A 13,503-nucleotide genomic window follows, 5' to 3' on the forward strand; every position below is an offset into this window, starting at 1 on the left:
AATCCGGGGCGTCGAGCTGTTTGTGGGAGCGAGCAAGCCCGCTCCCACAATGAATATTCAGTGAGCCTGGCCGTGCCATGGCACCAGTTTGCGTTGCAGCGCCCGCAAGCCCATTTCCATGGCGAAGGCGATCAGCGCGATCACCAGAATCCCCAGCACCACCACATCGGTGACCAGGAATTGTGCGGCCGACTGCACCATGAAGCCCAAACCGCTGGTGGCGGCGATCAGTTCGGCGGCGACCAGCGTTGACCAACCCACACCCAGACCAATCCGCACGCCGGTCAAAATGTCCGGCAAGGCACTGGGCAGAATCACATACCGGATCAACTGCGCCCGAGTCGCGCCCAAGGACTGCGCGGCACGCAATTTGGCCGGGTCGACGGTGCGCACGCCCGTGGCAGTGGCAATCGCGATCGGGGCGAAGATCGCCAGGTAGATCAACAAGACTTTCGACAACTCACCGATGCCGCACCAGATCACGATCAGCGGCAGATAAGCCAGCGGCGGAATCGGGCGGTAGAACTCGATCAGCGGATCGAGAATGCCGCGAGCGATGCGGTTGTGGCCGATGGCGATGCCGACCGGCACGGCGGTCAACGCGGCGAAACCAAGGCCCAGGCCAATACGGCTGAGGCTCGCGCCCAAGTGTTGCCACAAAGTCGAATCCATGTAGCCAGTGGTCACCAGCAGCCAGCCTTTTTGCAGCACGGCGGAGGGTGGCGGCAGGAACAACGGTTCGATCAAACCGGTGGCAGTGACGGCCCACCAAATGGCAACGAGAGCGATCAGCGTCAGTACGCTGATCCAGCGCGTGTTCAAACTGCGACGCAGCGCAATGACCGTCGAGCCCGGTTTAACCGTCGCGGCGGGAATTTCATAGGTGCTCATGCGCGCTCCTGCCGCTGGACGGCACTGCGTTGGGAGAACACTTTGGCGAGCACGTGTTCGCGGGTTTCGATAAAGCGCGGGTCGGATTTGATCGCCCGCGCCGATTCGCCGGCAGCGTAACGCTGACCGAAGTCCAGGCTCAGACGCTCGACGATTTGCCCAGGATTTGGCGCCAACAGAATCAGATCCGTGGCGAGGAACACCGCTTCTTCAATGTCGTGGGTAATCAGGAACACCGGTTTGGCAGTGCGTTGCCAGACTTGCAGCAACAGCTCCTGCATCTGTTCGCGAGTGAAGGCGTCGAGGGCGCCGAAGGGTTCGTCCATCAGCAACACCCGAGGGTCGGCGGCGAGGGCGCGGGCCAGGCCGACGCGTTGCTTCTGCCCGCCCGAGAGCTGCCAGATTCGGCGGTTTTCGAAACCGGAAAGGTCCACCAACGCGAGCATTTCCCGGGCGCGCTGTTCACGTTTTTCCCGCGGAGCGCCGGCCAGTTCCAGGCCGAAACCGACGTTGGCCAGCACGTCCTGCCAAGGCAGCAGGGCGTCGTCCTGAAACACCACGCCGCGCTCGGCGCTCGGGCCTTTGACTGGCACGCCGTCAAGGGTGATGCGCCCGGCAGTGGGCTCGACGAAACCGGCAATCAGGTTCAACAGCGAGGTCTTGCCACTGCCGGACGGGCCGAGGGCGACCAGCAACTGCCGGGGCCCCAGGCTCAGGGAAATATCCGCCAGCACAGGTTCCGTGCTGCCTGGGTACTGTGCGCAGATGCGCTCCAGCTGAAGCAAAGCCATCGCGGTTAACTCCCGATCAATTGGTGATGTATTTGGCGCTGACGTACGGCGCGTAGTCCGGCAGCACGGCCTCGACCTTGCCCTGTTCCTTGAGGAACACGGCGGTGTCGGTGATGGCCTTGGTGGTCGGCGCGCCGAGGGTGATCACCTGATCAGCCGCGAGCGGGAAGACGTTGCCTTGCAGCAGCAATGGAATGTCGCTGGCCTTGGCACCGGAGAGCTTCACCAGTTTGTCGACATTGCTTTGGTTGGCGAGCCAGGCTGTCGGGTCTTTGCGGTAGTCGGCGTAGGCATCGAGGGTCACTTTGGCGAACGCGGTGACGATTTCCGGGTGCTTCTGGGCGAAATCCTTACGCACGATCCAGGCATCGAAAGTCGGTGCGCCGAACTTGGCCAGTTCGCCCGAGGTGATCAGCACTTTGCCGTTTTCCTTGGCCACGCCGAGAGCTGGATCCCACACATAGGTGGCGTCGATATCACCGCGTTTCCACGCAGCGATGATGGCTGGCGGGGCAAGGTTGAGCACGGTGACTTTCGACGGGTCGATGTTCCAGTGTTTCAGCGCGGCCAGCAGGCTGTAGTGGCCGGTGGATACGAACGGTACGGCGATTTTCTTGCCAATCAGGTCTTGTGGAGTCTTGATCCCGGAACCGTCGCGAGCGACCAGCGCTTCGGCGGCACCGATCTGGGTGGCGATGAGGAAGGTTTCCACCGGTACTTTGCGGGTGATTGCCGCCGTCAGGGGGCTGGAGCCGAGGTAGCCGATTTGCACATCGCCGGAAGCGATGGCGGCAATGATGTCGGCGCCGTTGTCGAATTTGCGCCAGTCGATGTTGGCTTTGGTGGCTTTTTCGTAGGTGCCGTCGGCTTGGGCGACTTTGGCCGGGTCAACGGTGGTCTGGTAGGCGACGGTCACATCTGCCGCCTGAGCCAGGAAACTCGCCGAAGCCAGAAACGCGGCGGCCAGGAGGCGAAGAGGGGAAGTCAGTTTCATCGGGAAGCTCCTTGTCAGGCGACCGAGAGTCGGCGTGAAAAGGAGACTAAATGATATAAGAATCAGAAAATAAATAACTTTTTCGAATTATCTTATGAGCGGAAAATTCTAAGAGAGGCCGTTGTCGATCGTTCCCACGCTCTGCGTGGGAATGCAGCCGGTGACGCTCCGCGTCACCGCGGAGCGTCCCTTGAGGCATTACCACGCAGAGCGTGGGAACGATCGGAGCGAGGCTTGCCCGCGATAAGGTCCGCAGGATCTTCTGAGTCTAGTTGCTGATCGCCAGAATACTCGCCTGATACGCCCCGACAAACACATCGAAATCGCCGACTTCGTTCTGTTCCAGCTCCACTTGTTGAGCCAGCGACGAGCGCGCCAGCTCTTCAAATCTAGCCTGTTCTTCGCCTGAAAGCGGCTCGCTACGGAAAAATTCCGCATGCACCTGACTCTGACGCAAGGAGAACCGGGCAAAGCTTTCCTTGTGCTCGGCCATCGCCGCCAACACCTGAGCCGATGGTGTCAGGGACGAGTCCTTGACCTTGGCCAGTTGTGCGTCCAGTGCCTTGCTGTGGGCATCGCCGCCATGGCTTTGATCCAGCAATGCCGCTAATGGCGCAATCTTTTCCAGCAATTCGCCGGCCCATTCCTTCAGGTCTACCGGGTGTCCGTCGCGTTGCAATTGCAGGCCCGGACGACGACCTTCCTTGACCACGCTGAGGAAATTCGACGTCGCGTTGCCGCAGCTGGTGCTGGTCAGCAGAGGGCTGTCGTTCAGCGCGCAATACAACAGGAACGCATCAAGGAACCGTGACTCGGTGAGGTCGATGCCCATCGGCAGGAACGGGTTGATGTCCAGGCAGCGCACTTCGACGTACTGAATGCCACGGGCCACCAGCGCCTGGATCGGCCGTTCGCCGGTATAGGTCACGCGCTTCGGACGGATGTTGGAGTAGTACTCGTTTTCGATCTGCAGGATGTTGGTGTTGAGTTGAACCCACTCACCGTCCTGGTGCGTACCGATCTCGACGTACGGCGGGTAAGGCGTGGCCACCGCTTTGCGCAGGCTGTCGGTGTAGCTGGTCAGATCGTTGTAGCACGGCGTCAGACCAGCCTGGGCGTTGCTCTGGTAACCCAGATCGCTCATGCGCAAGCTGGTGGCGTACGGCAGGTACAAGGTGTCCGGGTCCAGCTGTTCCAGTTGATGCGAGCGACCACGCAGGAAACCGGCGTCCAGCGCAGGCGAGGCGCCGAACAGGTACATCAGCAGCCAGCTGTAGCGACGGAAGTTGCGGATCAGCGCGATGTAGGCCGACGACTGATAATCGCGATCGGTGCCGACAAAGCCTTCAGCCTCTTTTAGCAGCGGCCAGAGCTTTTCCGGCAGGGAAAAGTTGTAGTGGATCCCGGCGATGCACTGCATGGTCTTGCCGTAACGCAGGGCCAGGCCCTTGCGATAGACGTACTTGAGCTGACCGATGTTGGAGGTGCCGTAATAAGCGATCGGGATGTCTTCCTCGGCCGGCAACGGGCACGGCATCGAGGGACTCCACAGGTACTCGTTGCCTAGCTTGCTGTAGGCAAACCGATGGATCTTATCGAGGCTCGCCAGGGTATCCGCCGGGTCTGGCAGAGCTGGCGTGATGAACTCCAACAGCGACTCGGAATAGTCGGTGGTGATTTGTTCGTTGGTCAGCGCGGAACCCAATGCTTCGGGGTGCGGCGTTTGCGCCAGGCGCCCTTCGCCTGTCACGCGCAGGCATTCACGTTCGATGCCGTGAAGGCACTGTTCGAGCAGAGAGAGGTTAGCGCGCTCGCCGAGCAGAGCCAGGCGGCGGTTGAGAAGTTCGCTCAAGTTGGATTCCTTCACGCGTCAGTCGCCCCAATATGGGGGTGGGCAAGACGGTCTACAAGGGTGAAGTTGAAACTGGCGTTTTCGCCTGGTTTTCGGGCCGCACTGGCCTGCTGTCAGCCAGCCAGAGATTGATCGCCGCAATCCCCTGTGGGAGCGGGCTTGCTCGCGAAGAGGGCGTGTCAGTCAACATTGAAGTCGCCAGACACACCGCCTTCGCGAGCAAGCCCGCTCCCACAGAAAACTCCGACGCTGCAGTCACAGCGCCGAAATTAACTCAAATTGATGATGGGGGGCTACAGGACAGCGAACGTGCCTTGTGCTTTTGCGACGAGTTTGTCGCCTTGCATCACGTCGGCTTCGACCACCAGCGTGCGGCGGCCCGGGTGGATCACCCGCGCCGTGCATATCACTTCACCGTCGGCGACGGCGCGGATGTAGTTGATCTTGCACTCGATGGTTGCGCTCTGCTGGTCAAAGCCGTGGGTGCTGGAACAGGCCAGCCCCATGGCAATGTCCACCAGACTGAACAAAGCGCCGCCGTGCAGTTTGCCGCCGCGATTGCGCAGTTCTGGTTCAAGCGCCAGGGCGACTTGCGCCACCCCGGTTTCCAGACTGTGCAAGCGACACCCCAGCAGCTTGAAAAACGCGCTCTCAGTCAAGCCCGCCGGGATCTCCATCAGCGTTTTTTCAACTGTTTGGCGTTAGCGAACAGCGAGGCCATGGCGTTGTTGGCCGGGGCCGGTGCCGTGGTTTCCTTGCGCGGTGCGGTGTTCTGGGATTGGCGTGGTGCCGAACCCGGACGTGCGCCACGGGCACCGTCGATCTTCTCGCCCGGGGTGTCGCTCATGCGCATCGATAGGCCAACGCGTTTGCGCGGGATGTCGACTTCCATGACCTTCACCTTGACCACATCACCGGCCTTCACCGCTTCGCGCGGATCCTTGATGAACTTCTCCGACAGCGCGGAGATGTGTACCAAACCGTCCTGATGCACGCCAATGTCGACGAAGGCGCCGAAGTTGGTCACGTTGGTGACCACGCCTTCGAGGATCATCCCCAGTTGCAAGTCCTTGAGGTCTTCGACGCCTTCCTGGAACTCGGCGGTCTTGAACTCGGGACGCGGGTCGCGACCGGGTTTTTCCAGCTCTTGCAGGATGTCGGTGACTGTCGGCAGGCCGAACGTTTCGTCGGTGTACTTCTTCGGATCGAGACGCTTGAGGAAGCTCGCGTCGCCGATCAGCGAGCGAATGTCACGGTCGGTTTCAGCGGCAATACGCTGCACCAGCGGATAGGCTTCCGGGTGAACCGCGGACGAATCCAGCGGGTTGTCGCCGTTCATGACGCGCAGGAAGCCCGCTGCCTGTTCGAAGGTTTTTTCACCCAGACGCGCGACTTTTTTCAGCGCCGCACGGGTTTTGAAGGCGCCGTGCTCGTCGCGGTGGGTGACGATGTTCTGCGCCAGGGTCGCGTTGAGGCCGGAGATGCGCGCCAGTAGCGCCACGGAGGCGGTGTTGACGTCGACGCCCACGGCGTTCACGCAGTCCTCGACCACCGCGTCCAGGCCGCGTGCCAGTTTCAGCTGCGACACGTCGTGCTGGTACTGGCCGACACCGATGGATTTCGGATCGATCTTCACCAGCTCGGCCAGTGGATCCTGCAAGCGACGGGCAATCGACACCGCACCACGGATCGATACGTCGAGGTCCGGGAATTCCTTGGAGGCCAGTTCCGACGCCGAGTACACCGATGCGCCGGCCTCGGAGACCATGACTTTGGTCATCTTCATGGCTGGGTATTTTTTGATCAGTTCAGCAGCGAGCTTGTCGGTTTCACGGCTGGCGGTGCCGTTGCCGATGGCGATCAGGTCCACCGAATGCTTGGCGCACAGGGCAGCCAGAATCGCGATGGTCTGGTCCCACTTGTTGTGTGGCACGTGCGGGTAAACCGTGGCGTGATCCAGCAGCTTGCCGGTGGCATCGACCACGGCCACCTTGCAACCGGTGCGCAGGCCCGGGTCGAGGCCCAGGGTGGCACGCGGGCCGGCCGGAGCCGACAGCAGCAAGTCATGCAGGTTGTGTGCGAACACGTTGATCGCTTCGGTTTCCGCGCCATCGCGCAGCTCGCCCAGCAGGTCGGTTTCCAGGTGGGTGTAGAGCTTGACCTTCCAGGTCCAGCGCACCACTTCGCCCAGCCATTTGTCGGCGGCGCGGTTTTGGTTCTGAATGCCGAATTGTTGGCCAATCATGCCTTCGCAAGGATGCATGGTGCCCGGCAGTTCATCGCCGACTTTCAGTGCAGAGCTGAGAATGCCTTCGTTGCGGCCACGGAAAATCGCCAGTGCGCGGTGCGATGGCATGCTTTTCAGCGGTTCGTCGTGTTCGAAATAGTCACGGAACTTGGCGCCTTCCTCTTCCTTGCCAGCGATCACGCGGGCACTGAGGGTGGCTTCCTGCTTGAGGTAGTTGCGCAACTTGTCCAGCAGGCCGGCGTCTTCGGCGAAGCGCTCCATGAGGATGTACTTGGCGCCTTCAAGGGCGGCTTTCACATCGGCCACGCCTTTTTCGGCGTCGATGAAGCGCGCGGCTTCGGCTTCAGGGTTCAGGGTCGGGTCGTTGAACAGGCCGTCGGCCAGCTCGCCGAGGCTGGCTTCCAGGGCGATCTGGCCCTTGGTGCGGCGCTTCTGCTTGTATGGCAGGTACAAGTCTTCGAGGCGGGTCTTGGTGTCGGCGAGTTTGATGTCGCGTTCGAGTTGCGGGGTCAGTTTGCCCTGCTCTTGAATGCTGGCGAGGATGCTGATACGCCGTTCGTCGAGTTCTCGCAGGTAGCGCAGACGCTCTTCCAGATGACGCAACTGGATGTCATCGAGGCTGCCGGTCACTTCTTTCCGGTAGCGGGCGATGAAGGGAACGGTAGAGCCTTCATCGAGTAGCGCGACGGCCGCTTCGACCTGTTGTGGGCGTACACCGAGTTCCTCGGCGATGCGGCTGTTGATGCTGTCCATAAAACCACCTGACAAATTGTGAAAGCAGGCTCGCAGGCGCATAGATAAAGGCTCGGCGAGTCTGGTTGAGCGGCCTGGCGTGCGCCGCTACCTGAGCCAACAGGCTTCCCGTTGACCCGTGAAATCGAACAATTACTGCCAGCGCCATGAAAAAAAAAAGAGGCTGCTTACAGTAACGATCAGACGTTGCCTGACACAAAAGGCCGCGCATTATAACCAGCGTTCTGTCCATTCGGGGCATCGCGAGTTGTAGGCACAATGCCGGGTTTTCTGGCGGTGAAGGAAAAATCTGCTAACAATGCACACGGTGCGTATAACGGCAGCTACGCCATAATGCGCGCCGAGATCAAAGGAGCATCCAATGAGCAGCACTGCAAACATTGCTGAAGGCGAAAAAATTCTTATTGTTGACGACGATCCTGGGCTGAGCAGCCTGCTGGAACGCTTTTTCGTCAGCAAGGGCTACCGCGCCCGCGCCGTCCCGAACACTGAACAAATGGACCGCCTGCTGGCACGTGAAGTGTTCAACCTGGTCGTCCTCGACCTGATGCTGCCCGGCGAAGACGGCCTGACCGCTTGCCGCCGCCTGCGCACGGCGAACAATCAGATTCCGATCATCATGCTGACCGCCAAGGGCGATGAGCTTAGCCGCATCAAGGGTCTGGAACTGGGCGCCGACGATTACCTGGCCAAGCCGTTCAACCCGGATGAGCTGATGGCTCGGGTCAAAGCGGTTCTGCGTCGTCAGGCGGCACCGGTGCCAGGCGCCCCGGGCAGCGAAGACGAAAGCGTGACCTTCGGTGACTACGAACTGTCCCTGGCCACCCGCGAACTCAAGCGCGGCGACGAAGTGCACATGCTCACCACCGGTGAGTTCGCGGTGCTCAAGGCGTTGGTCATGAACGCCCGTCAGCCATTGACCCGCGACAAGCTGATGAACCTGGCCCGTGGTCGCGAGTGGGATGCCCTGGAGCGTTCCATCGATGTGCAGATTTCCCGTCTGCGCCGGATGATCGAGCCCGATCCGTCCAAACCACGCTACATCCAGACCGTCTGGGGCGTGGGTTACGTGTTCGTTCCGGATGGCGCCGCCACGAAGTGATCGGTGATTTGTAGGAGCGGGTCTTGCGGGTAATGGGTCAGATGACCTTTTCCGCAGACTCGCGATCCGCAATATGCGAGCATCGCTCGCTCCTGCAAGTGTGTAGCGGTTACCCATGAAAACCCCTGTTTGGTTCCCCCAGAGCTTCTTCTCCCGCACCCTGTGGCTGGTGCTGATCGTCGTCCTGTTCTCCAAGGCGCTGACCCTGGTTTATCTGTTGATGAACGAAGATGTGCTGGTGGATCGCCAATACAGCCACGGCGTCGCCCTGACGCTACGCGCCTATTGGGCTGCCGACGAAGAAAACCGCACCAAAATCGCCGATGCCGCGACCCTGATCCGGGTGGTGGGTGCTGGTGTGCCTGAAGGCGAACAACACTGGCCATACAGCGAGATTTACCAGCGACAGATGCAGGCCGAACTGGGTGCTGACACCGAAGTGCGATTGCGCATGCACTCACCTCCGGCGCTTTGGGTCCGGGCGCCCAGCCTGGGCGATGGCTGGCTGAAAGTGCCGCTGTACCCGCACCCATTGCGCGGCCAGAAAATCTGGAATGTGCTCGGCTGGTTCCTCGCCATTGGTTTGTTGTCCACCGCCTCGGCGTGGATTTTCGTCAGCCAGCTCAATCAACCACTGAAACGTCTGGTCTATGCCGCGAGGCAACTCGGTCAGGGCCGCAGCGTGCGCCTGCCGATCAGCGATACACCGAGCGAAATGACCGAGGTTTATCGCGCCTTCAACCAAATGGCTGAAGACGTTGAACAGGCGGGGCGCGAACGGGAACTGATGCTGGCCGGGGTCTCCCACGACCTGCGCACGCCCCTGACCCGCTTGCGGCTGTCCCTGGAGCTGATGGGCGCCCATAGTGACCTGACAGACGACATGATCCGCGACATCGAAGACATGGACGCGATTCTGGATCAGTTCCTGGCATTCATTCGTGATGGGCGTGACGAGTCGGTGGAAGAAGTGGACTTGAGCGAGCTGGTTCGCGAAGTTGCCGCGCCTTACAACCAGAACGAAGAGAAAGTGCACTTGCGCCTGGAACCGATCCAGCCGTTCCCGCTGCGGCGGGTGTCGATGAAACGGTTGCTGAACAACCTGATCGGCAATGCTTTGCATCATGCAGGCAGCGGCGTTGAAGTGGCGGCATATGTGTCCGGAGATACCAGTGCGCCGTATGTTGTACTGAGCGTCATGGACCGTGGCGCGGGAATCGACCCGTCTGAGCTGGAGGCGATCTTCAACCCGTTCACCCGTGGCGATCGGGCCCGGGGCGGAAAGGGGACCGGGTTGGGGTTGGCGATCGTGAAGCGGATCGCTTCGATGCATGGCGGGAATGTCGAATTGCGCAACCGCTCCGGCGGTGGGCTGGAAGCGCGGGTGCGGTTGCCGCTTGGGTTGATGTTGCCTAGAGACGCGGTTTAACCCGATCGTTCCCACGCGCAGCAAAGGAATGTAGCCCGGGACGCTCCGCGTCCCATCCAGAGCCGAACGCGGAGCGTCCGTAGAGGCATTCCCACGCAGAGCGTGGGAACGATCAAAGCGGCTTTCACTTGTCGCTGCTTTTTAACCCTTACCTTTGGTCCGAGTCATATTCGGCCCGCCATTCTTTTCCAGATGCTCGATGATGATCCCCGCCACGTTTTTCCCGGTGGTGGTTTCAATCCCTTCAAGCCCTGGCGACGAGTTCACTTCCATCACCAGCGGCCCATGATTGGAGCGCAGGATATCTACCCCCGCCACCGCCAACCCCATGACCTTCGCCGCACGCAACGCAGTCATGCGTTCTTCCGGCGTGATCTTGATCAGGCTCGCACTGCCCCCGCGATGCAGGTTGGAGCGAAACTCCCCCGGCTTGGCCTGGCGCTTCATCGCCGCGATTACCTTGTCGCCGACCACGAAACAACGAATGTCCGCACCACCGGCTTCCTTGATGTACTCCTGAACCATGATGTTCTGCTTCAGGCCCATGAACGCCTCGATCACCGATTCCGCCGCCGTCGCTGTTTCACACAGCACCACACCGATGCCTTGGGTGCCTTCCAGCACCTTGATCACCAGCGGCGCGCCGTTGACCATCTCGATCAAGTCGGGAATGTCATCCGGAGAGTGGGCAAAACCAGTGACCGGCAAGCCTATCCCCCGGCGTGACAGCAATTGCAGCGAACGCAGTTTGTCTCGCGAACGGGCGATGGCCACCGATTCGTTGAGCGGAAACACCCCCATCATTTCGAACTGGCGCAGCACCGCGCAGCCATAAAACGTTACCGACGCGCCGATCCGCGGGATCACCGCATCGAAACCCTCCAGTGGTTTGCCGCGGTAGTGGATTTGCGGCTTGTGGCTGGCAATGTTCATGTAGGCGCGCAGGGTGTCGATCACCACCATTTCATGGCCACGCTCCATACCGGCTTCGACCAGACGACGGGTGGAATACAGACGCGGGTTCCGCGACAGCACAGCGATCTTCATGCAACACCTGTGGAGAAGGTAGATACCGGGAACACCGGCTTGTCTTGTACATATTTGGTGCCCGGATTGACCACCAACTGGCCGTCGATCAGGGCTTTGGAACCGAGTAACAGGCGATAACGCATGGACTTGCGGCAGGCGAGGGTGAACTCGACCCGCCAGACCCGATCACCGAGGGCCAGGGTGGTGCTGACCACATAGCGCATTTGCGCGTGGCCGTTGGAGCTTTTAATGGTTTTCCTCGTTACCAGCGGGGCTTCGCAGCGCCGGTGTCGCAATTGCACCACCGTGCCCAGGTGCGCGGTGAAGCGCACCCACTGTTCGCCGTCGCGCTCGAACGGCTCGATGTCAGTGGCATGCAGGCTGGAGGTGCTGGCGCCGGTGTCGATTTTTGCCCGAAGGCCCGCGACTCCCAAATCCGGGAGCGCCACCCACTCGCGCAGACCGATAACGGTCAAATGGTCAAATGTCTTCAAAAGTGCTCAACCGGCAAAAACCGCTCAGACCGCGTGCGGCCGAATTCGCGGTATTCACGCAGAATAGTGGGTAAAAGGCGACAGATATCTACTGCCCAATTTCCATCCCTCAATGTGCGGGGGAATGCCTGCATTCTAATCCACAGCGTGATGATTCATGGCACGACAGAAACGGTAGTACAGTTCATCGATATTTCAGAATGAGGTCATCCTATGGCACAAAAAAGCGAAGAGGACGACAAGGTCCGTCTCGATAAATGGTTGTGGGCCGCGCGTTTTTATAAAACACGTGCCTTGGCCAAGGCCGCGATTGAAAGCGGCAAGGTGCATTGCCGGGGCGAGCGCTGCAAGCCAGGCAAGGAGCCGAGGGTCGGCGATGAGTTTCAGATTCGCACCGGCTTCGAGGAACGCACGGTGGTGGTCCAGGCGCTGTCGATCGTGCGCCGTGGCGCGCCAGAGGCTCAGGCCCTGTATGCCGAAACCGAAGCCAGCGTCGCCAAGCGCGAAGCGGCTGCGGCCATGCGCAAGGCCGGGGCATTGGGCGTGAGCACCGATGGCAAGCCAAGCAAGAAACAGCGCCGGGATCTGTTCAAGTTTCGCGGTAACAGCAACGACGAGTAGGGACCGCTGTCGGGCGCAGACTTGTAATCGCGCACCTGTGCAGCCATATGGGTGTACTCGACAGCGGCAAAGTGAAAATGCCGTTCGTCGAAAACCGAGGTTTGACCTTGCTTGGAACAACCCCGGATTGTTCATAAAATGCCCTTACGGCTGAACTTTGCCCGCAAAAAAATGCGGAAATGACGCGATTTTCATTTTTTGTCACCCTTTCAGATACCCAGACCTATGACCAATCTATCGGATAACGACTACACCCAACGCTTCATCTTCGATGACAGCGACACCCGCGGCGAGCTGGTTGGGTTGGAGCGTAGCTATGCCGAAGTCCTCGCCAAACACGCCTATCCGGAACCGGTCGCGCAACTGCTGGGCGAGCTGATGGCGGCGGCAGCGTTGCTGGTTGGCACCTTGAAGTTCGATGGCTTGCTGATTCTTCAGGCCCGTTCCGAAGGCCCGGTGCCGCTGCTGATGATCGAATGCTCCAGCGAGCGCGAAATCCGTGGACTGGCTCGTTACGAAGCCGACCAGATTGCCCCCGACGCGACCCTCGCCGACCTGATGCCCAATGGTGTGCTGGCGCTGACCGTCGACCCGACTCAGGGCCAGCGTTACCAAGGCATCGTCGACCTCGACGGCGAAACCCTGTCGGAGTGCTTCACTAACTACTTCGTGATGTCTCAGCAGGTCGGCACGCGCTTCTGGCTCTACGCCGATGGCCGTCGTGCCCGCGGCATGTTGCTGCAGCAATTGCCTGCCGACCGTCTGAAAGACGAAGAAGAACGCGCCGCCAGCTGGCAGCACATTACCGCCCTGGCCAGCACCCTGACAGCCGATGAATTGCTGAGCCTGGACAACGAAACCGTGCTCCATCGCCTCTATCATGAAGAACAGGTGCGCCTGTTTGACGTGCAGAACCTGCGTTTCCATTGCAGCTGCTCTCGGGAACGCTCGGGCAATGCGTTGGTCAGTTTGGGTCTGGATGATGCCCAGGCACTCGTTATCGAACACGGTGGCGCCGTGGAGATCGATTGCCAGTTTTGCAACGAACGTTACCTGTTCGACGCGGCCGATATCACCCAATTATTCGCCGGTGCAGGGGTCGATACGCCGTCAGATACCCGTCACTAAAACGTTTCAGTGCAGGTAAATTCACTGCTTAACGCCGGAATAACGCCGTTCTGACGGGAGGGCCCTACACTTTTTGGGCTTTTCTGGCATAATCCGGCCCACTTTTTTCGCGGTAGTAGTGCACGACTTTCTACTACAAAACGTTTGGAGCACTCGGCCACTGGCCGACGG

General features: G+C 60.2%; 12 protein-coding genes. 4 read left to right on the forward strand and 8 right to left on the reverse strand.

Annotated features, from left to right (window positions below):
- Window positions 1-57: 57 nt before the first annotated feature.
- The 6 genes from tauC to PSH97_RS01150 all read right to left on the reverse strand — a co-directional run bounded on the left by tauC (window position 58) and on the right by PSH97_RS01150 (window position 7,529).
- Window positions 58-891, reverse strand: coding sequence for a taurine ABC transporter permease TauC (gene tauC, locus PSH97_RS01120; protein ID WP_305447769.1), 834 nt, complete (start codon window positions 889-891; stop codon window positions 58-60).
- Window positions 888-1,682 (reverse strand): taurine ABC transporter ATP-binding subunit, encoded by a 795-nt coding sequence (tauB, locus tag PSH97_RS01125; protein WP_305447770.1) that lies wholly within the window; start codon window positions 1,680-1,682, stop codon window positions 888-890. The genes tauC and tauB overlap by 4 nt, the downstream gene beginning before the upstream one ends.
- Before the next feature lie 16 nt (window positions 1,683-1,698).
- Entirely contained in the window at window positions 1,699-2,676 is a 978-nt protein-coding gene (gene tauA / locus PSH97_RS01130) for a taurine ABC transporter substrate-binding protein (RefSeq protein ID WP_305447771.1), read from the reverse strand.
- A gap of 268 nt (window positions 2,677-2,944) precedes the next feature.
- Window positions 2,945-4,528, reverse strand: a complete 1,584-nt coding sequence (gshA, locus tag PSH97_RS01135) for a glutamate--cysteine ligase (RefSeq protein WP_305447772.1) — start codon at window positions 4,526-4,528, stop codon at window positions 2,945-2,947.
- A gap of 293 nt (window positions 4,529-4,821) precedes the next feature.
- The gene (locus PSH97_RS01145) at window positions 4,822-5,205 is read right to left on the reverse strand and encodes a PaaI family thioesterase (protein ID WP_305447773.1); all 384 of its coding nucleotides are present in this window, start codon (window positions 5,203-5,205) and stop codon (window positions 4,822-4,824) included.
- Window positions 5,205-7,529, reverse strand: coding sequence for a Tex family protein (locus PSH97_RS01150; protein ID WP_305447774.1), 2,325 nt, complete (start codon window positions 7,527-7,529; stop codon window positions 5,205-5,207). The genes PSH97_RS01145 and PSH97_RS01150 overlap by 1 nt, the downstream gene beginning before the upstream one ends.
- 361 nt (window positions 7,530-7,890) lie before the next feature.
- Between PSH97_RS01150 and ompR the strand changes: the two genes are divergently transcribed.
- A complete protein-coding gene (ompR, locus tag PSH97_RS01155; RefSeq protein WP_007903084.1) occupies window positions 7,891-8,631 on the forward strand; it encodes an osmolarity response regulator transcription factor OmpR in 741 nt (246 codons plus the stop codon).
- A gap of 115 nt (window positions 8,632-8,746) precedes the next feature.
- Window positions 8,747-10,060 (forward strand): ATP-binding protein, encoded by a 1,314-nt coding sequence (locus PSH97_RS01160; protein ID WP_253547201.1) that lies wholly within the window; start codon window positions 8,747-8,749, stop codon window positions 10,058-10,060.
- Window positions 10,061-10,201: 141 nt separating this feature from the next.
- On the opposite strand, the gene rimK is transcribed toward PSH97_RS01160, so the two are convergent.
- Together rimK and rimB are read right to left on the reverse strand one after the other, a co-directional pair.
- Window positions 10,202-11,107: a 30S ribosomal protein S6--L-glutamate ligase gene (rimK, locus tag PSH97_RS01165; protein WP_008005189.1), complete on the reverse strand. Its 906-nt coding sequence runs from the start codon at window positions 11,105-11,107 to the stop codon at window positions 10,202-10,204.
- On the reverse strand, window positions 11,104-11,583 hold the full coding sequence (gene rimB, locus PSH97_RS01170) for a retropepsin-like aspartic endopeptidase RimB (protein ID WP_456107290.1): 480 nt from the start codon (window positions 11,581-11,583) through the stop codon (window positions 11,104-11,106). The genes rimK and rimB overlap by 4 nt, the downstream gene beginning before the upstream one ends.
- A 213-nt stretch (window positions 11,584-11,796) precedes the next feature.
- Between rimB and PSH97_RS01175 the strand changes: the two genes are divergently transcribed.
- Together PSH97_RS01175 and hslO are read left to right on the forward strand one after the other, a co-directional pair.
- The gene (locus PSH97_RS01175; protein ID WP_038978494.1) at window positions 11,797-12,204 is read left to right on the forward strand and encodes an RNA-binding S4 domain-containing protein; all 408 of its coding nucleotides are present in this window, start codon (window positions 11,797-11,799) and stop codon (window positions 12,202-12,204) included.
- Window positions 12,205-12,429: 225 nt separating this feature from the next.
- Window positions 12,430-13,332 (forward strand): Hsp33 family molecular chaperone HslO, encoded by a 903-nt coding sequence (gene hslO / locus PSH97_RS01180; protein ID WP_305447775.1) that lies wholly within the window; start codon window positions 12,430-12,432, stop codon window positions 13,330-13,332.
- Window positions 13,333-13,503 lie beyond the last annotated feature (171 nt).

The sequence above is a fragment of the Pseudomonas cucumis genome (assembly GCF_030687935.1).
Taxonomy (GTDB): Bacteria; Pseudomonadota; Gammaproteobacteria; order Pseudomonadales; family Pseudomonadaceae; genus Aquipseudomonas; species Aquipseudomonas cucumis.

Excerpts from the sequence above, each read along its gene's own strand:
- tauC (WP_305447769.1), bottom strand. The coding sequence starts at position 891 with ATGAGCACCTATGAAATTCCCGCCGCGACGGTTAAACCGGGCTCGACG.
- tauB (WP_305447770.1), bottom strand. The coding sequence starts at position 1,682 with ATGGCTTTGCTTCAGCTGGAGCGCATCTGCGCACAGTACCCAGGCAGC.
- tauA (WP_305447771.1), bottom strand. The coding sequence starts at position 2,676 with ATGAAACTGACTTCCCCTCTTCGCCTCCTGGCCGCCGCGTTTCTGGCT.
- PSH97_RS01145 (WP_305447773.1), bottom strand. The coding sequence starts at position 5,205 with ATGGAGATCCCGGCGGGCTTGACTGAGAGCGCGTTTTTCAAGCTGCTG.
- PSH97_RS01150 (WP_305447774.1), bottom strand. The coding sequence starts at position 7,529 with ATGGACAGCATCAACAGCCGCATCGCCGAGGAACTCGGTGTACGCCCA.
- ompR (WP_007903084.1), top strand. The coding sequence starts at position 7,891 with ATGAGCAGCACTGCAAACATTGCTGAAGGCGAAAAAATTCTTATTGTT.
- PSH97_RS01160 (WP_253547201.1), top strand. The coding sequence starts at position 8,747 with ATGAAAACCCCTGTTTGGTTCCCCCAGAGCTTCTTCTCCCGCACCCTG.
- rimK (WP_008005189.1), bottom strand. The coding sequence starts at position 11,107 with ATGAAGATCGCTGTGCTGTCGCGGAACCCGCGTCTGTATTCCACCCGT.
- PSH97_RS01175 (WP_038978494.1), top strand. The coding sequence starts at position 11,797 with ATGGCACAAAAAAGCGAAGAGGACGACAAGGTCCGTCTCGATAAATGG.
- hslO (WP_305447775.1), top strand. The coding sequence starts at position 12,430 with ATGACCAATCTATCGGATAACGACTACACCCAACGCTTCATCTTCGAT.